Annotated in this window: 20 protein-coding genes; 13 read left to right on the plus strand and 7 right to left on the minus strand. The window is 61.4% G+C overall.

Annotation, left to right across the window (positions count from 1 at the left end; genetic code table 11):
• Positions 1–85 precede the first annotated feature (85 nt).
• The gene (acnA, locus tag B348_RS0117260; RefSeq protein ID WP_017737321.1) at positions 86–2,827 is read right to left on the minus strand and encodes an aconitate hydratase AcnA; all 2,742 of its coding nucleotides are present in this window, start codon (positions 2,825–2,827) and stop codon (positions 86–88) included.
• Between the two features lie 190 nt (positions 2,828–3,017).
• Here acnA and rlmM point away from each other — a divergent pair, with 190 nt between their 5' ends.
• Together rlmM and tusA are read left to right on the plus strand one after the other, a co-directional pair.
• On the plus strand, positions 3,018–4,094 hold the full coding sequence (gene rlmM, locus B348_RS0117265; protein ID WP_017737322.1) for a 23S rRNA (cytidine(2498)-2'-O)-methyltransferase RlmM: 1,077 nt from the start codon (positions 3,018–3,020) through the stop codon (positions 4,092–4,094).
• Between the two features lie 144 nt (positions 4,095–4,238).
• Entirely contained in the window at positions 4,239–4,490 is a 252-nt protein-coding gene (tusA, locus tag B348_RS0117270; protein ID WP_017737323.1) for a sulfurtransferase TusA, read from the plus strand.
• Here the strand turns inward: tusA and B348_RS0117275 are convergent.
• Positions 4,487–5,881: an MATE family efflux transporter gene (locus B348_RS0117275; protein WP_017737324.1), complete on the minus strand. Its 1,395-nt coding sequence runs from the start codon at positions 5,879–5,881 to the stop codon at positions 4,487–4,489. The two genes, tusA and B348_RS0117275, sit on opposite strands and share 4 nt — an antisense overlap.
• Before the next feature lie 229 nt (positions 5,882–6,110).
• Between B348_RS0117275 and pdxB the strand changes: the two genes are divergently transcribed.
• Positions 6,111–7,253, plus strand: coding sequence for a 4-phosphoerythronate dehydrogenase PdxB (pdxB, locus tag B348_RS0117280; protein ID WP_017737325.1), 1,143 nt, complete (start codon positions 6,111–6,113; stop codon positions 7,251–7,253).
• Positions 7,254–7,304: 51 nt separating this feature from the next.
• On the opposite strand, the gene B348_RS0117285 is transcribed toward pdxB, so the two are convergent.
• On the minus strand, positions 7,305–7,484 hold the full coding sequence (locus tag B348_RS0117285; RefSeq protein ID WP_017737326.1) for a PA1571 family protein: 180 nt from the start codon (positions 7,482–7,484) through the stop codon (positions 7,305–7,307).
• 246 nt (positions 7,485–7,730) lie between these two features.
• Between B348_RS0117285 and B348_RS0117290 the strand changes: the two genes are divergently transcribed.
• Positions 7,731–9,515, plus strand: coding sequence for an ABC transporter ATP-binding protein/permease (locus B348_RS0117290; RefSeq protein WP_177325339.1), 1,785 nt, complete (start codon positions 7,731–7,733; stop codon positions 9,513–9,515).
• 84 nt (positions 9,516–9,599) lie between these two features.
• Here B348_RS0117290 and B348_RS0117295 read toward each other — a convergent pair whose 3' ends face one another.
• Complete coding sequence (locus B348_RS0117295) at positions 9,600–11,528, minus strand: transglycosylase SLT domain-containing protein (RefSeq protein ID WP_026136848.1); 1,929 nt, start codon at positions 11,526–11,528, stop codon at positions 9,600–9,602.
• A gap of 213 nt (positions 11,529–11,741) precedes the next feature.
• Between B348_RS0117295 and B348_RS0117300 the strand changes: the two genes are divergently transcribed.
• Positions 11,742–13,661: an ATP-binding cassette domain-containing protein gene (locus B348_RS0117300; RefSeq protein WP_017737329.1), complete on the plus strand. Its 1,920-nt coding sequence runs from the start codon at positions 11,742–11,744 to the stop codon at positions 13,659–13,661.
• A 123-nt stretch (positions 13,662–13,784) separates the two neighbouring features.
• Here B348_RS0117300 and B348_RS0117305 read toward each other — a convergent pair whose 3' ends face one another.
• Positions 13,785–14,225: a universal stress protein gene (locus B348_RS0117305; RefSeq protein ID WP_017737330.1), complete on the minus strand. Its 441-nt coding sequence runs from the start codon at positions 14,223–14,225 to the stop codon at positions 13,785–13,787.
• Positions 14,226–14,330: 105 nt separating this feature from the next.
• On the opposite strand from B348_RS0117305, the gene B348_RS0117310 reads away from it, so the two are divergent.
• The 7 genes from B348_RS0117310 (at position 14,331) to B348_RS0117340 (ending at position 22,689) form a co-directional block, all read left to right on the plus strand.
• A complete protein-coding gene (locus tag B348_RS0117310) occupies positions 14,331–14,768 on the plus strand; it encodes a hypothetical protein (RefSeq protein WP_017737331.1) in 438 nt (145 codons plus the stop codon).
• 485 nt (positions 14,769–15,253) lie between these two features.
• Positions 15,254–17,401 carry a fatty acid oxidation complex subunit alpha FadB gene (gene fadB / locus B348_RS0117315; RefSeq protein WP_017737332.1) on the plus strand — a complete coding sequence of 716 codons (2,148 nt, stop codon included), beginning with the start codon at positions 15,254–15,256 and terminating at the stop codon, positions 17,399–17,401.
• Positions 17,402–17,430: 29 nt separating this feature from the next.
• Positions 17,431–18,606 carry an acetyl-CoA C-acyltransferase FadA gene (gene fadA, locus B348_RS0117320; protein WP_026136849.1) on the plus strand — a complete coding sequence of 392 codons (1,176 nt, stop codon included), beginning with the start codon at positions 17,431–17,433 and terminating at the stop codon, positions 18,604–18,606.
• Positions 18,607–18,703: 97 nt separating this feature from the next.
• Positions 18,704–18,940 (plus strand): DUF1653 domain-containing protein, encoded by a 237-nt coding sequence (locus B348_RS0117325; protein ID WP_017737334.1) that lies wholly within the window; start codon positions 18,704–18,706, stop codon positions 18,938–18,940.
• Positions 18,941–19,054: 114 nt separating this feature from the next.
• The gene (topA, locus tag B348_RS0117330; protein WP_017737335.1) at positions 19,055–21,676 is read left to right on the plus strand and encodes a type I DNA topoisomerase; all 2,622 of its coding nucleotides are present in this window, start codon (positions 19,055–19,057) and stop codon (positions 21,674–21,676) included.
• Positions 21,677–21,803: 127 nt separating this feature from the next.
• A complete protein-coding gene (locus B348_RS0117335) occupies positions 21,804–22,325 on the plus strand; it encodes a DUF6586 family protein (RefSeq protein ID WP_017737336.1) in 522 nt (173 codons plus the stop codon).
• 130 nt (positions 22,326–22,455) lie between these two features.
• Complete coding sequence (locus tag B348_RS0117340; protein ID WP_026136850.1) at positions 22,456–22,689, plus strand: hypothetical protein; 234 nt, start codon at positions 22,456–22,458, stop codon at positions 22,687–22,689.
• Between the two features lie 224 nt (positions 22,690–22,913).
• Here the strand turns inward: B348_RS0117340 and sulA are convergent, their stop codons facing one another.
• Positions 22,914–23,390, minus strand: a complete 477-nt coding sequence (gene sulA / locus B348_RS0117345; protein WP_017737338.1) for an SOS-induced cell division inhibitor SulA — start codon at positions 23,388–23,390, stop codon at positions 22,914–22,916.
• A 10-nt stretch (positions 23,391–23,400) separates the two neighbouring features.
• Positions 23,401–24,009 carry a transcriptional repressor LexA gene (gene lexA / locus B348_RS0117350; RefSeq protein WP_003172575.1) on the minus strand — a complete coding sequence of 203 codons (609 nt, stop codon included), beginning with the start codon at positions 24,007–24,009 and terminating at the stop codon, positions 23,401–23,403.
• A 263-nt stretch (positions 24,010–24,272) separates the two neighbouring features.
• Here lexA and B348_RS0117355 point away from each other — a divergent pair, with 263 nt between their 5' ends.
• Entirely contained in the window at positions 24,273–24,980 is a 708-nt protein-coding gene (locus tag B348_RS0117355) for a TetR/AcrR family transcriptional regulator (RefSeq protein WP_017737339.1), read from the plus strand.
• The last annotated feature ends 85 nt before the right edge of the window (positions 24,981–25,065 follow it).

The following is a 25,065-nucleotide window of genomic DNA, read 5'->3' on the forward strand; positions in this document are numbered from 1 at the left end:
TAGCGGTATGTCAGCTAAGTAAATGTTGGCTGGCCTACCGCTATCGCAGGCAAGCCAGCTCCCACATTTGGTTTTACAGCGTTGCTTAAGATGCGATCAGCTGGCGCAGGACGTAGTGCAAGATCCCCCCCGCCTTGAAGTATTCCACTTCATTAAGCGTATCAATCCGACACAACACCTCGACCTTCTCGCTGCTGCCATCCTCCCGCGTAATCACCAGCGTCAGGTTCATCCGCGGCACGATCTCTGCGCCCGTCAGCCCGAGAATATCGATCTGCTCCTTGCCGCTGAGCTTGAGGCTCTTGCGGTTCTGATCCAGCTTGAACTGCAACGGCAGCACGCCCATGCCCACCAGGTTGGAACGGTGGATGCGCTCGAAACTCTCGGCAATCACCGCCTTCACTCCCAGCAGGTTCGTACCCTTGGCCGCCCAGTCGCGGCTTGAGCCGGTACCGTATTCCTGCCCCGCAATCACCACCAACGGCGTGCCCGCCGCCTGGTACTGCATCGACGCGTCGTAGATCGCCATTTTCTCGCCGGTGGGGATATACAGCGTATTGCCGCCTTCCTCGCCACCGAGCATTTCGTTGCGGATGCGGATGTTGGCAAAAGTGCCGCGCATCATCACTTCGTGGTTGCCCCGGCGTGAGCCGTAGGAGTTGAAGTCACGCGGCTCCACGCCTTGCTCGCGCAGGTAGCGCCCGGCCGGGCTGTCGGCCTTGATGTTGCCGGCGGGGGAGATGTGGTCGGTGGTCACCGAGTCGCCCAGCAGGGCCAGGATATTGGCACCCTGGACATCCTTGATCACCGGCAAAGGCCCGGCAATATCGTCGAAGAACGGCGGATGCTGGATGTAGGTCGAGTCCTTCTGCCACACGTAGGTCGCGGCCTGTGGCACTTCAATGGCTTGCCACTGCGCATCACCGGCAAACACCTCGGCGTATTCCTTGTGGAACATGCCGGTGCTGACCTGGGCCACGGCGTCGGCAATCTCTTTGCTGCTGGGCCAGATGTCCTTGAGGTACACCGGCTTGCCGTCCCTGTCGTTGCCCAGCGGCTCGCTGCTGATGTCGATGCGCACCGTGCCGGCCAATGCATAGGCGACCACCAGCGGCGGCGAGGCCAGCCAGTTGGTTTTCACCAACGGGTGCACGCGGCCTTCGAAGTTGCGGTTGCCGGACAGCACCGAGGCCACGGCCAGGTCGGCCTTCTGGATGGCTTTTTCAATCGGCTCAGGCAGCGGGCCGGAGTTGCCGATGCAGGTGGTGCAGCCATAACCCACGAGGTCAAAGCCGAGCTTGTCGAGGTAGTGGGTCAGGCCCGCCGCCTTGTAGTAGTCGGTGACCACTTTGGAACCCGGCGCCAGGGAAGTCTTGACCCAGGGTTTGCGTGTGAGGCCCTTTTCCACGGCCTTTTTCGCCACCAGACCGGCGGCCATCATCACGCTGGGGTTGGAGGTGTTGGTGCACGACGTGATCGCGGCAATAACCACGGCGCCGTTTTTCAGGCGATAGGTCTGCCCTTCGAAGTCGTAATCGGCTTCACCCACCAAGTCGGCATTGCCTACGGCAACGCCGCCGCCACCTTCGCTTTCCAGGCGCCCGACCTCTTTGCTGGCCGGTTTGAATTGCAGGTCGAGGAAGTCGCTGAATGCCTGGCCGACATTCGGCAGCGACACCCGGTCCTGCGGGCGTTTCGGCCCGGCCAGGCTGGCTTCGACGCTGCCCATGTCCAGGGCCAGGCTGTCGGTGAACACCGGTTCCTGGCCGGCGTGGCGCCACAGGCCCTGGGCCTTGGTGTAGGCCTCGACCAGCTTGACGGTGGCTGACGGACGGCCCGACAGGCGCAAGTAGTCCAGCGTCACTTCATCCACTGGGAAGAAGCCACAGGTGGCGCCATATTCCGGGGCCATGTTGGCGATGGTGGCGCGGTCGGCCAACGGCAGGTCCGCGAGGCCGTCGCCATAGAATTCGACGAATTTGCCTACCACGCCTTTCTTGCGCAGCATCTGGGTGACGGTCAGCACCAGGTCGGTGGCGGTGATGCCTTCCTTGAGCTTGCCGGTGAGCTTGAAGCCGATCACTTCCGGAATCAGCATCGACACCGGCTGGCCGAGCATCGCCGCTTCCGCTTCGATGCCGCCCACACCCCAGCCGAGGACGCCGAGGCCGTTGATCATGGTGGTGTGGGAGTCGGTACCGACCAGGGTGTCGGGGAAGGCGTAGGTGCGGCCGTCCTCGTCCTTGGTCCACACGGTGCGGCCGAGGTATTCGAGGTTGACCTGGTGGCAGATGCCGGTGCCTGGCGGCACCACGCTGAAGTTGTCGAAGGCGCTCTGGCCCCAGCGCAGGAAGGCGTAGCGTTCGCCGTTGCGCTGCATTTCGATATCGACGTTCTGTTCGAAGGCGTCGGCGTTGCCGAATTTGTCGACCATCACCGAGTGGTCGATCACCAGGTCCACCGGCGACAGCGGGTTGATACGCTGCGGGTCGCCACCGGCCTTGGCCACCGCGGCGCGCATGGCGGCCAGGTCGACCACGGCGGGGACGCCGGTAAAGTCTTGCATCAGCACTCGGGCGGGGCGGTACTGGATCTCGCGGTCGGACTGGCGCTCCTTGAGCCAGGCGGCGATGGCCTTGAGGTCGGCGCCGGTGACGGTCTTGTCGTCCTCCCAGCGCAGCAGGTTTTCCAGCAGCACCTTGAGCGACATCGGCAGCATGTCCAGGTCGCCCAGGCTTTTGGCCGCTTCGGGCAGGCTGAAGTAGTGGTAGGTCTTGTCGTCTATTTCCAGGGTTTTAAGGGTTTTCAGGCTATCAAGCGATGACATGACGCGACTCCTTATGATCCGCACGGCTACGGACCTGACGGGACGGACAGAGCTATAAAGCTAGCCCTGTTTTCATTAGCAGGCTAATAACTGGACTCTATGGTGAAGTCCAAGGTTCCGAACTCAGTTATCATGCGCGCGTTTTCATGACAGGCCTTGCGCTACAGCAAGCCAGTTGCCAGGAGAGTTGATGAACACCCTTTTTATGCACTGCCGCCCGGGTTTTGAAGGCGAAGTCTGTTCCGAGATCGCGGAACACGCCGCGCGCCTGAACGTTTCCGGCTACGCCAAGGCCAAGACCGGCAGCGCCTGCGCCGAATTTGTCTGCACCGAAGAAGACGGCGCCCAGCGCCTGATGCACGGCCAGCGTTTTGCCGAGCTGATCTTCCCGCGGCAGTGGGCGCGCGGGGTGTTCATCGACCTGCCGGAAACCGACCGCATCAGCGTGATCCTCGCCCACCTGCGCGAATTCCCGGTGTGCGGCAGCCTGTGGCTGGAGATGGTCGATACCAACGATGGCAAAGAGCTGTCGAACTTCTGCAAGAAATTCGAAGTGCACCTGCGCAAGGCGTTGCTCAACGCCGGCAAGCTGGTGGACGACCCGAGCAAGCCGCGCCTGCTGCTGACCTTCAAGAGCGGCCGCGAAGTGTTCATGGGCCTGGCCGAGTCGAACAACTCGGCAATGTGGCCGATGGGCATCCCGCGTCTCAAGTTCCCGCGTGACGCGCCAAGCCGTTCGACCCTCAAGCTGGAAGAGGCCTGGCACCACTTCATTCCCCGCGACCAGTGGGACGAGCGCCTGCACGGCGACATGACCGGTGTCGACCTCGGTGCCGCCCCCGGCGGTTGGACCTGGCAACTGGTCAACCGGGGCATGCTGGTGACGGCCATCGACAACGGCCCCATGGCCGAAAGCCTGATGGACACGGGCCTGGTGCAACACTTGATGGCCGACGGTTTCACCTTCGTGCCCAAGCAGCCGGTGGACTGGATGGTGTGTGACATCGTCGAGAAACCGGCGCGCAACGCGGCGCTGCTGGAAACCTGGATCGGCGAGGGGCATTGCCGCGAGGCGGTGGTGAACCTGAAGTTGCCGATGAAGCAGCGTTATGCCGAAGTGAAGCGTTTGCTGGAACGCATTGAAGAGGGCTTCAAGGCACGTGGCATTCGGGTGGAGATTGGTTGCAAGCAGCTGTATCACGACCGTGAGGAAGTGACCTGCCACCTGCGCCGCCTGGAAACCCCGAAGAAACCCAAGAACCGCTGAATAGTTGAAGTGACCACAAACCCCCTGTGGGAGCGGGCTTGCCCGCGATAGCGGTATAACAATCGACATCTATATTGAATGTGCCCCCGTCATCGCGGGCAAGCCCGCTGCCACCCAAGAGCGGGCCGTTTTCAGGAGTGAGATATGAGCCAATCCCAGGATCTGCCGGTCGACGGCATCCTCGACGCCACCGGCCTCAACTGCCCCGAGCCGGTGATGATGCTGCATCAGCACATCCGCGACCTGCCGCCCGGCGGCTTGCTCAAGGTGATCGCGACCGATCCGTCGACCCGTCGCGATATTCCCAAGTTCTGCGTGTTCCTTGACCACGAACTGGTGGATCAACAGGAACAGGCCGGTACGTACCTGTACTGGATCCGCAAGAAGTCCGCTTAACCCAAGGCTTTTGCTGCGCGAATGCGCCGGCGTGCACTGCGCGCCAGGCGCACCAGCAACATCCCCGCTGCACAACTCAGGCCGACGATCAGGCCCTGCCACAAACCGCTCGGGCCGCTCGGCGCGCCGAGCCAGTCGGTGAGCCCCAGCGCATAGCCGACCGGCAGCCCCACGCCCCAATAGGCGAATAAGGTCAGCACCATGGTCACCCGGGTGTCCTGGTAGCCACGCAGGGCGCCGGCCGCCGTGACCTGGATCGAGTCGGAGAACTGGAACAGCGCGGAAAACACGATCAGCGTCGAGGCCAGGTGAATCACCACCGGGTCAGGGGTGTAGATCGCCGCCAGCTGCTCGCGAAACACCAGCATCAGGCTGCACGACAGGCAGGCGTAGGCCACCGCCGTGCCCATGCCGACCCCGGCGGCAAAGCGCGCCTCACGCGGTTCGCCGCGGCCCAGGGCCTGGCCGACGCGCACGGTGACGGCCATGCTCAGGGAGTAGGGGATCATGAACACCAGCGAGCTGACGTTCAGCGCAATCTGATGGCCCGACACCACCGTGGCGCCGAGGCTGCCGATCAGCAGGGCGATCACCGCGAAGATGCTCGACTCGGCAAAGATCGCCACGCCAATCGGCAGGCCGATGCCCAGTACGCGCTTGATCACCGCCCATTGCGGCCAGTCGAAGCGCTTGAACAGCTCGCTGCTCTGGTACGCCGGGCCGAAGCGTGTCCACACGGCCAGGCCGATTACCATCGCCCACATCGATAGGGCCGTGGCCCAGCCGCAGCCGACGCCGCCCATGGCCGGCACGCCGAGGTGGCCGTAGATGAAGATGTAGTTCAGCGGAATATTCAGCGCCAGGCCGACCAGCCCCATGACCATGCTCGGCCGCGTGCGGCCCAGGCCGTCGCTGAAGCAGCGCAGCACGTAGTACAGCGCGATGGCCGGCATGCCGGCGGCGATGCCGTGCAGGTAGCCCATGGACGGCTTGATCAGGTCGGCCTCGACCTTCATCCAGTGCAGGATCGGTTCCGCGCACAGCAACAACAGCCCGCCCATGATGCCGACCACACTCGCCAGCCACAGCGACTGGCGCACCAGTGGCCCGATCTCAGTGAATTTCCCGGCACCGTAGCGCTCGGCGACTTTTGGCGTGGTGGCCAGCAGCGTGCCGCTCATCAGCAGGTACACCGGGATCCAGATCGAATTGCCCAGGCCCACCGCCGCCAGATCCTGGGGGCTGACACGCCCGGCCATCACCGCATCGACAAAGCTCATCGCGGTGGTGGCCAACTGGCCGATCATGATCGGCAGGGCGAGCGTCAGCAGGTCGCGCACTTCCCGGCTGATGCGGGCGGGGCGGGTGAGGGCGGCGGTGGCAGTGTTCACGTACGGGTGTCCAGGAATAAAGGGAGGCGCAAGGACGGCGGATTCTACGCCTTGACGTGATGGTCAGGAAAAATCCTGTGTTAGCGATTTGTAAGCACTCTCCCAAACACCACCAATCCCCTGTGGGAGCTGGCAAGCCAGCTCCCACAACAGCCCATTCATCCACTGGATCTGCGCTGGAACACAGATCGCAAGCCTGTACACTGCGGGTCCGCGAAAGGAGCCTGCCATGTTGATTGTTGCCGACGAAAATATTCCGCTGCTCGACGCCTTCTTTGAAGGGTTTGGCGAGATCCGCCGTGTGCCCGGCCGTGCCATGGACCGCGCCACGGTCGAGCAGGCCGATGTGCTGCTGGTGCGTTCGGTGACCAACGTCAACCGCGCGCTGCTGGAAGGCACGCCGGTTAAGTTTGTCGGCACCTGCACCATCGGCACCGATCACCTCGACCTGGACTACTTCAAGCAGGCCGGCATCCAGTGGTCCAGCGCCCCCGGCTGCAACGCACGGGGCGTGGTGGATTACGTGCTGGGCAGCCTGCAGACCCTGGCCGAGATCGAAGGCGCCGACCTCAATCAGCGCACTTACGGCGTTGTCGGTGCCGGCGAAGTGGGCGGGCGGCTGGTCAAGGTCCTCAAGGGCCTGGGCTGGAACGTGCTGGTCTGCGATCCCCCCCGGCAGAGCGCCGAAGGGGGCGATTACGTCAGCCTGGAGCAGGTCATCGAGCAATGTGATGTGATCAGCCTGCACACGCCGCTGACCAAGTCCGGCAAGGGCTCCACCTGGCACCTGTTCGACCGTCAGCGCCTCGACCAGCTCAAGCCTGGCACCTGGCTGATCAACGCCAGCCGTGGCGCGGTCGTGGACAACGCGGCCCTGCGCGAGGTGTTGCTGGAGCGCGAAGACCTGCAAGCGGTGATCGATGTGTGGGAAGGCGAGCCAGAAGTGGACGTCGACCTGGCTGACTTGTGCGTGCTGGCCACGCCGCATATCGCCGGTTACAGCCTGGAAGGCCGCCAGCGTGGTACGGCGCAGATTTACCAGGCGTTCTGTGCACACCTGGGCCAGGAACCGAGCATTCAATTGAGTGACCTGTTGCCGCCGTTGTGGCTGGCCGAGGTGCATCTGAATGCGGACACTGATCCGGCCTGGGCGCTGGCGACCTTGTGCCGCAGTGTGTACGACCCGCGCCGCGATGATGCGGATTTCCGCCGCAGCCTTGTAGGCACCGTGCAAGAGCAGCGCAAGGCCTTTGACCTGCTGCGCAAGCATTACCCGGCACGCCGTGAGATCGATGGCTTGAAGGTGCGTATCAATGGGGAGTCTGCGGCGTTGGCAAGCATCGTGTCGGCATTGGGCGCGACAGTTATCTAACCCCATAAAAAACCCGGCCACCTGGGCCGGGTCGGAAAGAGCTTGGGCGCTTCAGCCTTGCTTGGCAGGCGTGACCAGTCGCTGTTCCAGCTCGCGGCACGCTTGCTGGATCATGTCTTCGGTAATCGGCACTTCGCGGCCTTGGGCGTCGATGATCGAGCAACCCAGGTTGGCCTGATGCGCGGTGCGGACGACTTCTACTTTGTCAGTGCTGCTAGTGTGCAAGGTCATGGCCTGTCTCCTCATCAGGTTGTGTACCTACTCTAATTCCCCCGCGTGACCGCGCTGTTACAACTCCTTGCAAGATCACCGGTTCGAACCCTCAGTCCACCAGAAACCGCTACAAATTTCCAGCCGGGCATTAGACCGATAGCCTCTAGGGGCCCATATCGGCGGGCATAATTAACCTGACTCATTGTTATTTACCCAAGTTCCCCCAATGTTGCTGTGTAGATACCTATCCTTCTTGCGCAGGTGATGCCCTCCATGTTCTCGATCCGTCAACGCCGTGCGATCCGCCTGGCCAGCCGCTTTATTGCGCCCTATCGCTGGCAGGCGCTGGGTGCCTTGCTGGCGCTGATTGTCACGGCGGGCATCACCTTGTCCATGGGGCAGGGCATTCGCCTGCTGGTGGACCAGGGCTTCATGACCCAGTCGCCGCACTTGCTCAACCAGTCCATTGGCCTGTTCATGCTGCTGGTGCTGGGCCTGGCCGTGGGCACGTTTGCGCGGTTCTACCTGGTGTCGTGGATCGGCGAGCGGGTGGTGGCGGACATCCGGCGCCAGGTGTTCAACCACCTGATCTACCTGCATCCCGGCTTCTATGAGAACAATCGCAGCTCGGAAATCCAGTCGCGGCTGACCACCGACACCACCTTGCTGCAATCGGTGATCGGCTCTTCGCTGTCGCTGTTCCTGCGCAATGCCTTGATGGTGATCGGCGGCATCGTGTTGCTGTTTGTCACCAACCCCAAGCTCACCAGCATCGTCGTGGTGGCGTTGCCGCTGGTGTTGGCGCCGATCCTGATCTTCGGGCGTCGCGTGCGCAGTTTGTCGCGCCAGAGCCAGGATCGCATCGCGGACGTGGGCAGCTACGTGTCCGAGACCCTCGGCCAGATCAAGACCGTGCAGGCCTACAACCACCAGGTGCAGGACGAACAGCGCTTCGCCGTGACCGTGGAAGAGGCGTTCACCACGGCGCGCAAGCGTATCCTCCAGCGTGCATGGCTGATTACCCTGGTGATCATGCTGGTGCTGGGCGCAGTGGGCGTGATGCTGTGGGTCGGCGGCATGGACGTGATCAACGGGCGGATTTCCGGCGGTGAGCTGGCGGCGTTTGTGTTCTACAGCCTGATCGTCGGCAGCGCCGTCGGCACCCTCAGTGAAGTGCTCGGCGAGTTGCAGCGCGCCGCCGGTGCGGCCGAGCGCATCGGTGAACTGCTGCAGTCGAGCAACGAGATCCAGGCGCCGGCCACCGGTACGGCTCAGTTGCCGGAGCGGGTGAGCGGGCGTATGGAGCTGCAAGACCTGCGCTTTTCCTACCCGTCGCGGCCCGACAGCTACGCCATCGACGGCTTGAATCTGACGATCAACCCCGGTGAAACCCTGGCGCTGGTCGGCCCGTCCGGCGCGGGCAAGTCGACAATCTTCGATCTGTTGCTGCGTTTCTATGACCCCCAGCACGGTCGCATCCTGATCGAAGGCCAGCCGCTGACCGAACTGGATCCCATGGACCTGCGCCGTCACTTCGCCCTGGTGTCCCAAAGCCCGGCGCTGTTTTTCGGCAGCGTCGAAGAGAACATCCGCTACGGCAACCCGTCCGCCACCCAGGAACAGGTCGAAGCCGCCGCGCGCATTGCTCACGCCCACGATTTCATCCTGCAAATGCCCGACGGCTACCAGACCCACCTGGGCGACGGCGGCATGGGCCTGTCCGGCGGCCAGCGCCAACGCCTGGCCATCGCCCGCGCCTTGCTGGTGGATGCGCCGATCTTGCTGCTGGACGAAGCCACCAGCGCGCTGGATGCGCAGAGTGAGCACTTGATCCAGCAAGCGTTGCCGCAGCTGATGCAAGGGCGCACCACGCTGGTGATCGCCCATCGACTGGCGACGGTGAAGAACGCCGACCGGATTGCGGTGATGGACCAGGGCAAGCTGGTGGCGGTGGGCACGCACCAGCAGTTGATTGCGAGCAATCCGCTGTATGCGCGGTTGGCGGCGTTGCAGTTCAGTGATGGGGATGAAGAACAGGTTTCACACTAAACCCCAACCCATAAAAAATGCCCGCATCTCTCAATGCGGGCATTCCTCTTGAAGCTTCAAACTAACCCCTTGAAGCTGCCCCTCTTACTGATCGTCAAAATAACGCTCATGCCAATCCACCAGCGGCTGCGGTGAATTGAGCTTTTGCCCGTAGATCACCGAATAAGACAGCACGTTCTGCACATACTGGCGGGTTTCATCGAACGGGATGCTTTCTACCCACACGTCGAAACTCAGGTGGTCGGCGCCGCGCAGCCATTGGCGCACGCGGCCGGGGCCGGCGTTGTAGGCGGCGGAGGCGAGCACGCGGTTGCCGTTGAACTGGCTGTGCACCTGGCTCAGGTAGGCGGCGCCGAGCTGGATGTTTTTGTCCGGGTCGAGCACCTGGGCCGGGGAGGCCAGGGGGATGCTGAACTTGCGTGCGGTCTCTTTGGCCGTGCCGGGCATCAGTTGCATCAGGCCGCTGGCGCCGACGCCGGAGCGCGCGTCGTCCATGAAGGCGCTTTCCTGGCGGGTGATGGCGAACACCCAGCTCGAATGCAGGCCGCGCACCTTGGCTTCGCGCACCAGGGTGTCGCGGTGGGCCATCGGGAAGCGGATGTCCAGGTCGTCCCAATACTGCGCCTGGCTGATGGTACGGATCGCCGGGAAGTACCACTTCATGTCATAGGCCAGCTTGGCCTGGGCGACCATTTCATCGCGGTTGAAGTGGCGGCTGACGTGGTACCACTCGCGGCGGCCATCGACGATCTGGCCACGGGCGTAGAACTCCAGGGCACGGCGTACGCCTGGGGTGTTGCGCACCTTGTTGACCAGCGCCTGGCTCATCACCAGCGGTCGGTTGGTCAGCTGGTACGGGGATTTGGAGCGGTCGGCGGCGAGGAAGCCGTAGAAATCACGTTCCTTGGCCACGTTTTTATACAGCACCAGCGCTTGCGGGTTTTTCGGCTCGGCCAGTTCCAGGCTGCGGGCCTGCCAGTAGCGCCAGCGGTTGGTGGTCGCCAGGTCTTGTGGGAGTTTGCGGGTGAGCTGGTAGGCATCTTCCCAGCGCGCCAGGCGCAGCAGCAGGCGCAGGCGCCATTCGGATACGGTGTTGTCGCGCAGTTCCGGGTCGTACTGGGTCATCACGTCGAGGGCGCGCGGGTCGTAGCGACGGGCCAGGGTCAGACCGATTTCGCGGGCGATCGACACTTTTTCGTCACGGGAGAAGTGCATGCTGCTGGCGTACCCGTCGAGCAGGGCCATGGCCTTGTCCGGGTCCTGGCGCGCCAGGCGGCGCAGGCCCAGGCCTACGGCGTCGGACATGGCCTCGTTGACCGGCCGGAAGCGCGATGGGTCGCCGAGCATGTCGGGCTTTTGCGCCACGTCCACCATCAGGCGGCCTTGGGCGCCCAAGGTCGGCAGGGTTTTCACCAGGCTGTTGGCCAGCGCGTAGTTGCGCGCTTCGGCGGCGAGCTTGGCGCGGTCCCAGATTTTCTGTTCGGTGAGTTGGCCGTCGGCGGCCCACTGGGCAAAGGTGGCATCACAGGCAGCAGGCTGGGACTTGCCGGTCAGCCAGAGCTTTTCGGTGGTCTTGTAGCCTTCGGCTTTCAGATTGTGGGTGAGCTGGAACTGGCCGTGCAGGCAGTCGAGCTCGACGAAATTGAGCTTGGGGTCGTAGTACTTTTCAAAGGTCTGCCAGTCGCCACGGTCGGCCAGCCAGCGCAACCAACGCAACTTCATCCAGTTGGCCTGGGGCAGGTCGCCGTTTTTGCCGAGGAACTGTTCGATTTCCTCGTTGCTCGCGGTTTTCAGGCGCGCGGTCAACTCGTCGTAGGCCAGGTACGGCGTCAGCGGGTAGTCGGCCAGCGCCTGGCTGTATTGCATGTACGGGCCGGAATCACCCTTGGCCAGGGCGCGTTTGGCTTCATCGTAATACTGGCGTTGGGTGGTGAGGTCCACGGCCTGGGCAGATTGGGCGGCAGTGGCGGAAAGAAGCAGACAAGATAAAAAGTTGAAAAGGCGACTGCGCATGAGACGTCCGTGCAGAGAAATCACGAATAGCGCCGGCGCGGCCGACACTGATTGCCCCTAGCTTAGCCTTTTGCTCGACGCAGGCGAAAGCTTTGCCGGCCGGTTCGTTCAGGTTGGTCAGAAATGTCTTACATAACCTGTCTATAAAGAAAATGCCGGCCGCATCCCACCCCTAACTCAGGTAGAATGCGCGCCCAGTTTTTGGAGAAGCGTATGACCCTGCTCAAATTCAGCGATGTGTCCCTTGCTTTCGGCGCTATGCCGTTGTTGGACAAGGTGTCCTGGCAGATCGCCCGTGGTGAGCGGGTGTGCATCATCGGCCGCAACGGCACCGGCAAGTCCAGCATGATGAAGCTGGTAAAAGGCGACCAGAAGCCCGATGACGGCTCTGTCTGGCGTGCCCCGGGCCTCAAGATTGGCGAATTGCCGCAAGAATTGCCGGTGGCCGACGGACGGACAGTGTTCGACGTGGTTGCCGAAGGCCTCGACGGCGTCGGTGAGTTGCTGGCCCAGTACCATCACCTCGCGCAGAACTGCGTCACCGAAGACGACCTGAACAAGCTGATGCATGTCCAGCAAGACCTCGAAGCCCGTGACGGCTGGCGCTTGCAGCAACTGGTGGACAGCACCCTGAGCCGCCTGCAACTGCCTGCCGACAAGACCCTCGCCGAGTTGTCCGGTGGCTGGCGTCGTCGCGTGCTGCTGGCCCAGGCCCTGGTGTCCGAGCCGGATCTGCTGCTGCTCGACGAACCAACCAACCACCTGGACATCGGCGCGATCGCCTGGCTGGAAGAAGCCCTCAAGGAATTCCAGGGCGCCGTGCTGTTCATCACGCACGACCGTTCCTTCCTGCAAAACCTGGCCACGCGCATCCTCGAACTGGACCGTGGTGGCCTGATCGACTGGAACGGCGACTACGCCAGCTTCCTGGTGCACAAGGAAGCCACGCTGGCGGCTGAAGAAACCGCCAACGCCCTGTTTGACAAAAAGCTGGCCCAGGAAGAAGTCTGGATCCGCCAGGGCATCAAGGCCCGTCGCACCCGTAACGAAGGCCGCGTACGCGCCCTGAAAGCCCTGCGTGTTGAGCGCAGCGAGCGTCGCGAGCGTACCGGCAAGGCCAATATCCAGCTGGATACCGCCGACAAGTCGGGCAAGCAGGTGATGGTGCTGGAAAACGTCAGCTTCCATCACCCGAACGGTCCGTTCCTGATCAAGGACTTCTCGATGGTCCTGCAGCGCGGCGACCGTATCGGCCTGCTCGGCGCCAACGGCACCGGCAAGACCACCTTGCTCAAGCTGATGCTCAACGGTCTGCAACCGACCAGCGGCACCGTGGAAGAGGGCACGCGCATCGACGTGGCCTACTTCGACCAGTTGCGCCACCAGTTGGACCTGGAAAAGACCGTGATCGACAACGTCGCCGAGGGCCGCGACTTTATCGATATCGACGGCCAGAGCCGCCACGTCCTCAGCTACCTGGGCGACTTCCTGTTCAGCCCGCAGCGTGCGCGGACGCCGGTGAAGGCTTTGTCCGGTGGTGAGCGTGCGCGCCTGCTGCTGGCCAAGCTGTTCAGCAAACCGGCCAACCTGCTGGTGCTCGACGAACCGACCAACGACCTCGACGTGGAAACCCTCGAACTGCTGGAAGAGGTCCTGCTGACCTTCAACGGCACCGTGCTGATGGTCAGTCACGACCGGGCATTCCTCGACAACGTGGTCACCAGCACCCTGGTCTTTGAAGGTGAAGGCAAGGTGCGGGAATACGTCGGTGGTTACCAGGACTGGCTGCGCCAGGGCGGCTCGCCGCGCCTGCTGGGCGTGACCGAGAGCAAGTCCGGCAAGGCCGACTTGAACTCGGCGGTGGTCACCCCGGTGGCGGCTGCTGAGCCGGCTGTCGAAGCGGCACCGGCGGCCAAGAAGAAGCTGAGCTACAAGCTGCAGCGTGAGCTGGAAGCCTTGCCGGGTGATATCGAAGCCAAGGAACAGCAGATCGCGGCGGTTGAAGCGGACATGGCTGACGCGGGTTTCTACCTGCGTCCGGCGGCTGAGACGGCCAAGGTCATTGCTTCCCTGGAGACGTTGAACCAGGAGTTGGAAGTGCTGGTTGAGCGTTGGGCTGAGTTGGATGCCTGAGTGATCTTGCTGCACTAAAAAGCCCGGCGTTCATTCCTATGAGCGCCGGGCTTTTTATATGAAATGCGATCTAAAAATGTGGGAGCTGGCTTGCCTGCTCCCACAGGTTGATCTCGGTAGGGCTTAAGGGGCTTTGACCAGCTTGACGGCCAGTACGTCGCACGGCGCGCCGTGCAGTACGTCATTGGCCGTGGAACCCAGCAACAGCGCCAAACCATGACGGCCATGGCTGCCCACTACGATCAGGTCGCAGGCCTTTTCCTTGGCCAGGTGGTGAATTTCCTGGCGCGGTTGGCCGTAGGTCAGGTGGCAGTCTTCCTTTTTCAAGTGCGGGTATTTGAGAATCAAACGGTCAAGAAGCTCTTTGGCCTGATCAAACTGTTGTTGCTGCAACTGGGAAAGGTCCATCGGTACGTCACCGCCAAAGGCCATGGCCATGGGCTCGACGATATGCACCAGCGAGAGAATGGCGCCATTGGCCAATGCAGATTCCTGTGCGCGCTTGATCACTGGATCGCACTCTTCGGTCAGATCGACAGCGACCAGAATATGTTGGTAGGGCATGAGGCGTTCCTCCAAGGGACTGCAATAAGTTCAGTATGGCTGCTTTCAAGCGGATGGGGTTGCGTCAGATCAAATCCGCTCATCTAGAAATTCGGGAGTACACATATGACGGTCTGGATAGTGGTGTCAATCCTTGTGGTGGTGTTGAGCCCTCTGGCATGGCTGCGTCCGTCGCGCCATCAGAGCGGGCGCATGGCCCTGCGTATGGAGGCGCGCCGCATCGGCCTGGCCATGCAGTTGTCGCCCCAGGAGTGGCCGCACTGGCTCAAGCAGGAGCCGCCGAGCCCCTGTGCGCAGTACTGTCGGCCACGCCGTGGCAGCACGCCGGCGCTTTGGAGCTACTGGCAGTTGGAGCCGGGGGTGTGGGTCAACCAATGGCGTGAAGTCTGCGTCGATGAAAAGTTGTTGCCGTATTTTTCGAGGCTGCCGGACAACGTCTACAAGATCGAGGCCGACAAGCAGATGATCGCCTTGTACTGGGGCGAGAAGGGCGAGGCGAGCGTGTTGCAGGACATCGACAGGCTGCTCAAGGCACTGGCCTGAGAAACAGCACGCAATAAAAAGCCCGACATCATCATCGGGCTGGAGTTGGCCAGGCAGGCCGGTAATTTGGTGTCTCTCGCGTCGGATATTCATCCAGACGCGTTACGGTTGCGGCTAGCCTAGCCGCATATCCCGTTCTGTACAGCCCTTTCCCAGAACTTTTCCATTATTGATTTCGTGAATATTTGAATATTGACGAGGCGCGTGCCTGTGCTTCGGGTTCTGAAATGACTGGAAAGTCGCGTTTTTCCTAGCCTTTCGAGCGATTGACAATTGCCCGGAATTGGATGAAGGTGGCGTACCCAAATCAAACGGGCGTATGAATTGAGCGTTTGTCTGTCAGACCGCTCATACAGAATCCCGACTATCGCATTGGCGGGTGTGCCTGGCGGATTGGCCTGAACGTTGACGAAAAGCTCAATGTCCAACCAATAGGCCAGCGTCCAATGTGTACTGTTCAGCGTCCATATCGTGGAGATCAGTTGATGATTTACGAAGGTAAAGCCATCACGGTTAAGGCTCTTGAAAGCGGCATCGTCGAATTGAAATTCGACCTCAAGGGTGAGTCCGTCAACAAGTTCAACCGTCTAACCCTGAATGAATTGCGTCAGGCCGTAGACACCATCAAAGCAGATGCTTCGGTCAAGGGTGTGATCGTTTCCAGCGGCAAGGACGTGTTTATCGTCGGCGCGGACATCACCGAATTCGTCGACAACTTCAAGCTGCCCGATGCCGAGCTGGTGGCTGGCAACCTCGAAGCCAACAAGATTTTCAGCGATTTCGAAGACCTCAACGTACCGACCGTTGCCGCGATCAATGGCATCGCATTGGGCGGCGGCCTGGAAATGTGCCTGGCGGCGGACTTCCGCGTCATGTCGGCCACGGCCAAGATCGGTCTGCCTGAAGTCAAGCTGGGCATCTACCCAGGCTTTGGCGGCACCGTCCGTCTGCCGCGTATCATCGGTGCCGACAACGCCATCGAGTGGATCGCCGCCGGCAAGGAAAACCGTGCTGAAGACGCGCTGAAAGTCGGCGCCGTCGATGCCGTGGTTGCCCCGGACAAACTGGCCGAAGCCGCACTGAACCTGATCAAGGGCGCCATCAGCGGCGAATTTGACTACAAGGCCAAGCGTCAGCCGAAGCTGGAAAAACTCAAGCTCAACGCCATCGAACAAATGATGTCGTTCGAAACCGCCAAAGGTTTCGTGGCTGGCCAGGCCGGCCCGAACTACCCGGCGCCGGTTGAAGCGATCAAGACCATCCAGAAGGCGGCGAACTTCGGTCGCGACAAAGCCCTGGAAGTGGAAGCGGCAGGTTTCGTCAAACTGGCGAAAACCTCGGCAGCCCAAAGCCTGATCGGCCTGTTCCTGAACGATCAGGAACTGAAGAAAAAGGCCAAGGCCTACGACGAAATCGCGCGCGACGTGAAACAGGCTGCCGTCCTCGGCGCCGGTATCATGGGCGGCGGCATCGCCTATCAATCGGCGTCCAAAGGCACGCCGATCCTGATGAAAGACATCAACGAGCACGGTATCGAGCAGGGCCTGGCGGAAGCCGCCAAGCTGCTGGTTGGCCGTGTGGACAAAGGTCGCATGACCGCCGCGAAGATGGCTGAAGTGCTTAACGGCATTCGTCCTACGCTGTCCTACGGCGATTTCGGCCACGTCGACCTGGTGGTCGAAGCGGTTGTCGAGAACCCGAAGGTCAAGCAGGCGGTACTGGCTGAAGTCGAAGGCCAGGTGAAGGAAGACACCATCCTGGCGTCGAACACCTCGACCATTTCCATCTCGCTGCTGGCCAAGGCCCTCAAGCGCCCGGAAAACTTCGTCGGCATGCACTTCTTCAACCCGGTGCACATGATGCCGCTGGTGGAAGTGATCCGTGGCGAGAAGTCCAGCGAGCTGGCCGTTGCCACCACCGTTGCCTACGCGAAGAAAATGGGCAAGAACCCGATCGTGGTCAATGACTGCCCAGGCTTCCTGGTCAACCGCGTGCTGTTCCCGTACTTCGGCGGTTTCGCCAAGCTGGTCAGCGCTGGCGTGGACTTCGTGCGCATCGACAAAGTCATGGAAAAATTCGGCTGGCCGATGGGCCCGGCGTACCTGATGGACGTGGTCGGCATCGACACCGGCCACCATGGTCGCGACGTGATGGCTGAAGGCTTCCCGGACCGCATGAAAGACGACCGCCGCTCGGCGATCGACGCGCTGTACGAGGCCAAGCGCCTGGGCCAGAAGAACGGCAAGGGCTTCTATGCCTACGAGGCTGACAAGAAGGGCAAGCAGAAGAAAGTGGCCGATCCATCGGTTCACGAAGTACTCGCGCCTGTCATCTACGAGCAGCGTGAGGTGTCGGACGAAGACATCATCAACTGGATGATGATCGCCCTGTGCCTGGAAACCGTGCGCTGCCTGGAAGACGGCATCGTCGAAACCGGCGCCGAAGCCGATATGGGCCTGGTGTACGGTATTGGTTTCCCTCCATTCCGTGGTGGTGCGCTGCGTTACATCGACTCGATCGGTGTGGCCGAGTTCGTTGCCCTGGCTGATCAGTACGCTGATTTGGGCCCGCTGTACCACCCGACCGCGAAGCTGCGTGAAATGGCCAAGAACGGCCAGAGCTTCTTCGGTTAAGCGCCCAGACGACTAGAGCGAGAATATTTATGAGCTTGAATCCAAGAGACGTGGTGATTGTCGATTTCGGTCGCACGCCAATGGGCCGCTCCAAGGGCGGCATGCACCGCAACACCCGCGCCGAAGACATGTCGGCGCACCTGATCAGCAAATTGCTGGAACGTAACGTCAAAGTCGATCCGAACGAAGTCGAGGACGTGATCTGGGGCTGCGTCAACCAGACCCTGGAGCAAGGCTGGAACATCGCGCGCATGGCGTCGCTGATGACCCAGATCCCGCACACCGCTGCCGGCCAGACCGTCAGCCGCCTGTGTGGCTCGTCGATGAGCGCGCTGCACACCGCTGCGCAAGCCATCATGACCGGCAACGGTGATGTGTTCGTGGTCGGCGGCGTGGAGCACATGGGCCACGTCAGCATGATGCACGGCGTCGATCCCAACCCGCACATGTCGCTGTACGCGGCGAAAGCCTCGGGCATGATGGGCCTGACCGCGGAAATGCTCGGCAAAATGCACGGCATCACCCGCGAAGCCCAGGACGCGTTCGGCGTGCGTTCCCACCAGCTCGCCCACAAGGCGACCGTGGAAGGCAAGTTCAAGGATGAGATCATCCCGATGAACGGCTACGACGAGAACGGTTTCCTGAAGCTGTTCGACTATGACGAAACCATTCGTCCGGACACCACCCTGGAAAGCCTGGCGGCCTTGAAGCCAGCCTTCAATCCAAAGGGCGGCACCGTGACGGCGGGCACTTCGTCGCAAATCACGGATGGCGCTTCGTGCATGATCGTGATGTCGGCGCAGCGTGCCCAGGACCTGGGTATCCAGCCGCTGGCAGTGATCCGTTCGATGGCCGTGGCGGGTGTGGACCCGGCGATCATGGGCTATGGTCCAGTACCGGCCACACAAAAAGCCTTGAAGCGCGCGGGCCTGACCATCTCCGATATCGACTTCTTCGAGCTCAACGAAGCTTTCGCCGCACAGGCCTTGCCAGTGCTGAAAGATTTGAAAGTACTCGACAAGATGAACGAGAAGGTTAACCTGCACGGCGGTGCGATTGCCCTGGGTCACCCATTTGGTTGCTCCGGTGCACGTATCTCCGGCACTTTGCTTAACGTGATGAAGCAAAATGGCGGCAACCTTGGCGTTGCCACCATGTGCATTGGTCTCGGCCAAGGCATTTCCACCGTCTTCGAACGCGTCTAAGCGTTGGGTTGACGGAAGCCGGGGCCCAGTGCCCCGGTTTTTGTTTTTGGGTGGTTTCGTAATTTTTTTTTAACAAATTTTGCAAGAGGGCCAGAGCATGCAAGTCGAACCAGGGCTCTACCAGCATTATAAAGGTCCGCAGTACCGCGTTTTCAGTGTGGCGCGGCACTCCGAGACCGAAGAGGAAGTGGTGTTCTACCAAGCACTGTATGGCGATTACGGCTTTTGGGTACGCCCCTTGAGCATGTTTGTCGAGACCGTCGAAGTTGACGGCGAGCAGGTCCCGCGCTTTGCTTTGGTGCAGGCCGAAGCCAGTCTTTTTTCAGGGCAATAACGGCAGGTCGCGCAGAATGCTGCGCTTGACCTCACCTTGTTGCCACTATATATAGCGTTGCCGCGACAGGCGCCAACTGCCTTTCACTTCTCGAATTCAGGAATTTTCCGATCCATGGGCAAATCGCTGGTCATTGTGGAATCCCCGGCTAAGGCCAAGACCATCAACAAGTACTTGGGTAACGAGTACGTGGTGAAGTCGAGTATCGGCCATATCCGAGACCTGCCCACCAGCGGTTCGGCTAGCGCCAGCAAGGAGCCTGCCGCCAAGCGCGGCAAGGCCGCTGCGGGCGAAGGTCCGGTGCTCACGCCTAAAGAGAAAGCGCGCAAGCAGCTGGTCTCGCGCATGGGTGTAGACCCGGATCATGGCTGGAAGGCCAAGTACGAAATCCTTCCGGGCAAGGAAAAGGTCATCGAAGAGCTGCGCCGGCTCGCCAAAGATGCCGACACCATCTATCTCGCAACGGACTTGGACCGCGAAGGGGAAGCCATTGCCTGGCACCTGCGGGAAGCCATCGGCGGTGATGACAGCCGCTACAAGCGTGTGGTGTTCAACGAAATCACCAAGAAAGCCATCCAGGAAGCCTTCTCCAAGCCGGGCGAGCTGGACATCGACCGCGTCAACGCCCAGCAGGCCCGTCGTTTCCTCGATCGCGTCGTGGGCTACATGGTCTCGCCGCTGCTGTGGGCGAAGATCGCCCGTGGCCTGTCCGCCGGCCGTGTGCAATCGGTTGCGGTGAAGCTGGTGGTGGAGCGTGAGCGCGAGATCCGTGCGTTCATCCCTGAAGAGTATTGGGAAGTCCACGCCGACCTCGGCACCGCCAAGGGCGCCAACGTGCGCTTCGAAGTGGCCCGCGAGAAAGGCGAGGCCTTCAAGCCGCTGAACGAAGCCCAGGCCATGGCCGCGCTGGAGAAGCTCAAGTCTTCCAGCTACAGCATCGTCAAGCGTGAAGACAAACCGACCAGCAGCAAGCCGTCGGCGCCGTTCATCACGTCCACCCTGCAACAGGCGGCGAGCAACCGCCTGGGCTTCGGTGTGAAGAAAACCATGATGATGGCCCAGCGCTTGTACGAAGCCGGCTACATCACTTATATGCGTACTGACTCCACCAACCTGTCGCAAGACGCGGTGGCGATGGCGCGTACGTATATTGAAGGCGAGTTCGGCAAGAAGTACCTGCCGGAGAACCCGAACGTCTACAGCAGCAAGGAAGGCGCACAGGAGGCTCACGAAGCGATTCGTCCTTCTGACGCCAACACCACGCCGGCCAAGCTGACCGGCATGGAGCGCGACGCTGAGCGCCTCTACGAGCTGATCTGGCGCCAATTCCTGGCCTGCCAGATGCTGCCGGCGCAATACCTGTCCACCACCGTGACGGTGGCCGCTTCCGACTTCGAGCTGCGCGCCAAGGGTCGTATCCTCAAGTTCGACGGCTACACCCGCGTGATGCCGCAAATCGCCAAGCCGGGCGACGACGACGTGCTGCCGGACATGGCCCAGGGCGACACGCTGAAACTGATCAAGCTGGACCCGTCCCAGCACTTCACCAAGCCGCCGGCCCGTTACTCGGAAGCCAGCCTGGTGAAAGAGATGGAAAAACGCGGCATCGGTCGTCCTTCGACCTATGCGGCGATCATCTCGACCATTCAGGATCGTGGCTACGTGGCGCTGCATAACCGTCGCTTCTACTCGGAAAAGATGGGCGACATCGTCACCGAGCGCCTGTCCGAGAGCTTCTCCAACCTGATGGACTACGGCTTCACTGCCGGCATGGAAGAGAACCTCGATGACGTGGCCCAGGGCGAGCGCGACTGGAAAAGCGTGCTGGACGAGTTCTACGGCGACTTCAAGAAGAAGCTCGAAGTGGCCGAAAGCCCAGAGCACGGCATGCGCGCCAACCAGCCGGTGATGACGGACATCCCGTGCCTGACGTGTGGCCGTCCGATGCAGATCCGTACGGCATCCACTGGCGTGTTCCTCGGTTGCTCGGGCTACAGCCTGCCGCCGAAAGAGCGCTGCAAGGCCACGGTCAACCTGGTGCCGGGCGATGAAATTGCGGCTGACGACGAGGGTGAATCCGAGTCGCTCGTACTGCGTGGCAAGCACCGCTGCCCGATCTGCAGCACGGCGATGGACGCCTACCTGCTGGACGAGAAGCACAAGCTGCACATCTGCGGTAACAACCCGGATTGCAACGGCTACGAGATTGAAGAGGGCACCTACCGCATCAAGGGCTACGAAGGTCCGAGCCTGGAATGCGACAAGTGCGGCAGCGAGATGCAACTCAAGACCGGCCGCTTCGGCAAGTTCTTCGGTTGCACCAACGCGACCTGCAAGAACACCCGCAAGCTGCTGAAAAGCGGTGATGCGGCGCCGCCGAAGATGGACCCGGTGAAGATGCCGGAGCTCAAGTGCGAGAAGGTCAACGACACTTACATCTTGCGTGACGGTGCTTCGGGCCTGTTCCTGGCCGCGAGCCAGTTCCCGAAAAACCGCGAGACCCGTGCGCCGTTGGTCATGGAGATTGTGCCGCACAAGGATGAGATCGATCCGAAGTACCACTTCCTGTGTGAAGCGCCGAAGAAGGATCCGGATGGTCGTCCAGCCGTGATCCGCTACAGCCGCAAGACCAAGGAGCAGTACGTGCAGACCGAAGTGGACGGCAAGCCTACGGGCTGGAAGGCGTTCTACGACGGCGGCAAGTGGAAGGTCGAGGACAAGCGCCAGGGCGCTTGATCGACTAAGCTGCACCTACAAAGGCCGCCTGCAAGGGCGGCCTTTTTTTACGCTTGCAGTGCGCTTGGATGATCCGTGACACTGTTGGGCCAGCATCACGCCTCTTTTCGTTGTGGAGACTGCCGTTATGGCCAACGAACTCTATACCCGTACCAATCAGAAAATTTACTTCGCGGGTTTGTCCCTGGAAGCCCTTGGCCGCGCCGAGGAAGGGAAGGAGATGAATGCCATCGCGTTGGTCCAGGCGGGGCGTGAAGCGGCGTTGTTCCATCTCTACGGTGCGCTGCTGGGCTTGTGCCATGAGATCGCCGGGTTCTATCGCTTGCCCCAGGCCGGTGCGCCGCGTGCAGAACTGATCATGACCCACGAAGTCCTGGAGACCATGGCCATCCCCGAACTGGCCGAACTGGTGGAAATGGCCCAGAGCCCCGACAGTTGGGTGGCGCGCTTGCTCAAGGCCCATGCCGATATGTTCCAGCCGCCGCGCGTTCCCCATGTGCCCAAGGGGGACGTGACCCAGCCGCTGATCGTGGCGGTTTCGTTGGAAGAAGATGAGCCCAAGCCATTGAGTCGGGAAGAGCTGGAAGGCTGGCGCCAGGCGCTGAAAAAGCTGGCGTTGCGCTTTCGTGAAGGCTTGAACGAGTGCTAAGGCACCCCCATTGTTCAGTTACACAGCAGAGAGCACCATTCATCATGCTGTAAAGAAACCTCTTCAGATCCTCAGCGGGGCCGGGTGGATGACTGATATAATCGCGGCCTTTCGTGGAGAACAGACTTTTATGCCAACGTCCTTTCTGGAAATTGTTGAACTGCCTGACGGCCGAATCGAGCTGCGCCGGGCTGAGGACGAGGGTTCTCTGGTGACTTTGGATTTTTCCGAGGACGCAAAGGCGTTCCTGCAAGGCCAGCACGTGGAAGTGGCAAAAGCCATGTTGAGCGTGGGTGTGCAGATGGCAGGTCGCCTGGCGGAAGGCGAGCCGGAGAAAGATGATGGGCCGCGGGTTCTTCACTGAGAGCTGTGGCTAAGGTGTCTGCTGTGGTTTTACGGGCTTGCTGTGCTGAGCGGGCTTTTGTGGCGAGCGAGCTTGCTCGCGCTGGGCTGCGAAGCGGCCCTGAATAGATTGACGCGGTATATCAGGCATTCCACGGTGTCTGGTTTTGGGGCTGCTTTGCAGCCCAGCGCGAGCAAGCTCGCTCGCCACGGCAAGCGCACCCACCACAGGTCAGGCCTGTGATCTTATCCCAATCGAATATTCAAGCTCTGAGCATCGCCCGTACGTGCAGCACTGATCAGTTGCTGCTTGGCGCTTGCACTCAACGGATTCAACCAACTCACCACCGTATGGCTACGGCCCAGGCGCAACGCTTCGCAGGTCAACTGCTGGGCACTTTGCGCGCCGCGCGGTTGCAGCAGCAGGATGCGTTCACGGTTGAGGCCGGCGTCCCGCAGCCATGCCTGGGTCAGGCTGGCGGGCGGGGCGATCAGCGTCAGCCAGCGGGCGTCGTCCTGTTCTTCGCTCAGTTCGCGCAGGATTGGCGCCAGCAGGCTCAGGCAGCTCCCGGCCGCACCGCGCAACGACAATTCACTGAACGCCTCGGGCTCGGCGCTCCAGGGCGCCTCGACCGTTTCCTTGAGGATAGGCGCAAGGGGTTGGGCCATAAAGGCCTCGAACAGCGACAGTTGTGTGTGTTGCGGGGTGTGCACGAGCTGCATGATGCCTCCTTTAGCGGCGAATGACGCCGACGCTCAAGCCTTCGATCACCAGGTCCTGATCTTTCAGGTTCACTTCAATCGGGGCGAACTCAGGGTTCTCGGCCAGGAGCCAGACCTTGCTGCCTTCGCGCTTGAAGCGTTTGACGGTGACTTCATCGCCGATACGGGCGACGACGATCTGGCCATTACGGGCTTCGCGGGTGGTGTGGACGGCCAGCAGGTCGCCATCGAAGATGCCCACGTCCTTCATGCTCATGCCATGGACGCGCAACAGGTAGTCGGCGCGAGGATGGAAGAAGGTCGGGTTGATGTTGCAGGATTCCTCGACGTGCTGCTGCGCCAGGATCGGCGCACCGGCGGCGACGCGACCGATGATCGGCAGGGTCGATTCGTCGGCCTTGGCTTCGAAGCCAGGGATGCGAATGCCGCGTGAGGCACCTGGGGTCATCTCGATCGCGCCTTTGCGAGCGAGGGCCTTGAGGTGTTCTTCGGCGGCGTTGGGGGATTTGAATCCCAGTTCCAGCGCAATCTCCGCTCGAGTCGGCGGGTAGCCGTTGTCATCGAGGCAGCGCTTGATAAAAGCCAGAATCTCAGCTTGGCGTGGCGTCAGTTTTAGCATGTTGATCGCTCTGTCTTTTTATACAGTGACTGGGATTATATACAGTGGACTGCGCTTGGCAATCATCCTTTTCTACCACTCCGCTGGACGGTCATTCGGCACCCCTCCTACAAGCCGGAGATAGCGCTGCCTACAGACCGGGAAGGATGTGATTAAATAGCGATGAAATAGATGACTGCCCGGCCGGAAAACGGCCCCTCAGGGTTGACAAGACACAACCTGAAACGTATGTTTCAAACAAGTGTTTGTCAGGCGGAGTAGCCATGGCCCAGTCGGAAACCGTTGAACGCATTCTCGATGCTGCCGAGCAGTTGTTCGCGGAAAAAGGATTTGCTGAAACTTCATTGCGGCTGATCACCAGCAAGGCCGGGGTCAACCTCGCCGCGGTGAATTACCATTTCGGCTCGAAAAAGGCCCTGATCCAGGCGGTGTTCTCGCGCTTCCTGGGGCCGTTCTGCGCCAGTCTCGACCGCGAGCTGGAGCGCCGCCAGACCAAGCCCGAAAACAAGCCAAGCCTGGAAGACCTGCTGGAGATCCTCGTCGAGCAAGCGCTGGTGGTGCAACCGCGCAGCGGCAACGACCTGTCGATCTTCATGCGTTTGCTCGGCTTGGCGTTCAGCCAGAGCCAGGGTCACTTGCGCCGTTACCTGGAAGACATGTACGGCAAGGTTTTCCGTCGCTATATGTTGCTGGTCAACGAAGCCGCCCCGCGCATTCCGCCCATCGAGTTGTTCTGGCGCGTGCACTTCATGCTCGGCGCCGCGGCGTTCAGCATGTCCGGGATCAAGGCCTTGCGCGCCATTGCCGAGACCGACTTCGGGGTGAACACCTCCATCGAGCAAGTCATGCGCCTGATGGTGCCGTTCCTCGCGGCCGGCATGCGCGCCGAAACCGGGGTCACCGACCAGGCCATGGCTGCCGCGCAATTGCGCCCACGCAGCAAATCCGCGCCGGCCGTCGCCAAGGTTTGACCCCTCCGGGTGTGCGCGGCCGCTTGCATCCGCTAAGCTAGCCGCCCATGCCGAATTCAGCTATTTACTCGCAACCCGCTGTGCT

The sequence above is a fragment of the Pseudomonas sp. CBZ-4 genome (assembly GCF_000346755.1).
Lineage (GTDB): Bacteria > Pseudomonadota > Gammaproteobacteria > Pseudomonadales > Pseudomonadaceae > Aquipseudomonas.

Excerpts from the sequence above, each read along its gene's own strand:
- acnA (WP_017737321.1), bottom strand. The coding sequence starts at position 2,827 with ATGTCATCGCTTGATAGCCTGAAAACCCTTAAAACCCTGGAAATAGAC.
- rlmM (WP_017737322.1), top strand. The coding sequence starts at position 3,018 with ATGAACACCCTTTTTATGCACTGCCGCCCGGGTTTTGAAGGCGAAGTC.
- tusA (WP_017737323.1), top strand. The coding sequence starts at position 4,239 with ATGAGCCAATCCCAGGATCTGCCGGTCGACGGCATCCTCGACGCCACC.
- pdxB (WP_017737325.1), top strand. The coding sequence starts at position 6,111 with ATGTTGATTGTTGCCGACGAAAATATTCCGCTGCTCGACGCCTTCTTT.
- B348_RS0117285 (WP_017737326.1), bottom strand. The coding sequence starts at position 7,484 with ATGACCTTGCACACTAGCAGCACTGACAAAGTAGAAGTCGTCCGCACC.
- B348_RS0117290 (WP_177325339.1), top strand. The coding sequence starts at position 7,731 with ATGCCCTCCATGTTCTCGATCCGTCAACGCCGTGCGATCCGCCTGGCC.
- B348_RS0117295 (WP_026136848.1), bottom strand. The coding sequence starts at position 11,528 with ATGCGCAGTCGCCTTTTCAACTTTTTATCTTGTCTGCTTCTTTCCGCC.
- B348_RS0117300 (WP_017737329.1), top strand. The coding sequence starts at position 11,742 with ATGACCCTGCTCAAATTCAGCGATGTGTCCCTTGCTTTCGGCGCTATG.
- B348_RS0117305 (WP_017737330.1), bottom strand. The coding sequence starts at position 14,225 with ATGCCCTACCAACATATTCTGGTCGCTGTCGATCTGACCGAAGAGTGC.
- B348_RS0117310 (WP_017737331.1), top strand. The coding sequence starts at position 14,331 with ATGACGGTCTGGATAGTGGTGTCAATCCTTGTGGTGGTGTTGAGCCCT.
- fadB (WP_017737332.1), top strand. The coding sequence starts at position 15,254 with ATGATTTACGAAGGTAAAGCCATCACGGTTAAGGCTCTTGAAAGCGGC.
- fadA (WP_026136849.1), top strand. The coding sequence starts at position 17,431 with ATGAGCTTGAATCCAAGAGACGTGGTGATTGTCGATTTCGGTCGCACG.
- B348_RS0117325 (WP_017737334.1), top strand. The coding sequence starts at position 18,704 with ATGCAAGTCGAACCAGGGCTCTACCAGCATTATAAAGGTCCGCAGTAC.
- topA (WP_017737335.1), top strand. The coding sequence starts at position 19,055 with ATGGGCAAATCGCTGGTCATTGTGGAATCCCCGGCTAAGGCCAAGACC.
- B348_RS0117335 (WP_017737336.1), top strand. The coding sequence starts at position 21,804 with ATGGCCAACGAACTCTATACCCGTACCAATCAGAAAATTTACTTCGCG.
- B348_RS0117340 (WP_026136850.1), top strand. The coding sequence starts at position 22,456 with ATGCCAACGTCCTTTCTGGAAATTGTTGAACTGCCTGACGGCCGAATC.
- sulA (WP_017737338.1), bottom strand. The coding sequence starts at position 23,390 with ATGCAGCTCGTGCACACCCCGCAACACACACAACTGTCGCTGTTCGAG.
- lexA (WP_003172575.1), bottom strand. The coding sequence starts at position 24,009 with ATGCTAAAACTGACGCCACGCCAAGCTGAGATTCTGGCTTTTATCAAG.
- B348_RS0117355 (WP_017737339.1), top strand. The coding sequence starts at position 24,273 with ATGGCCCAGTCGGAAACCGTTGAACGCATTCTCGATGCTGCCGAGCAG.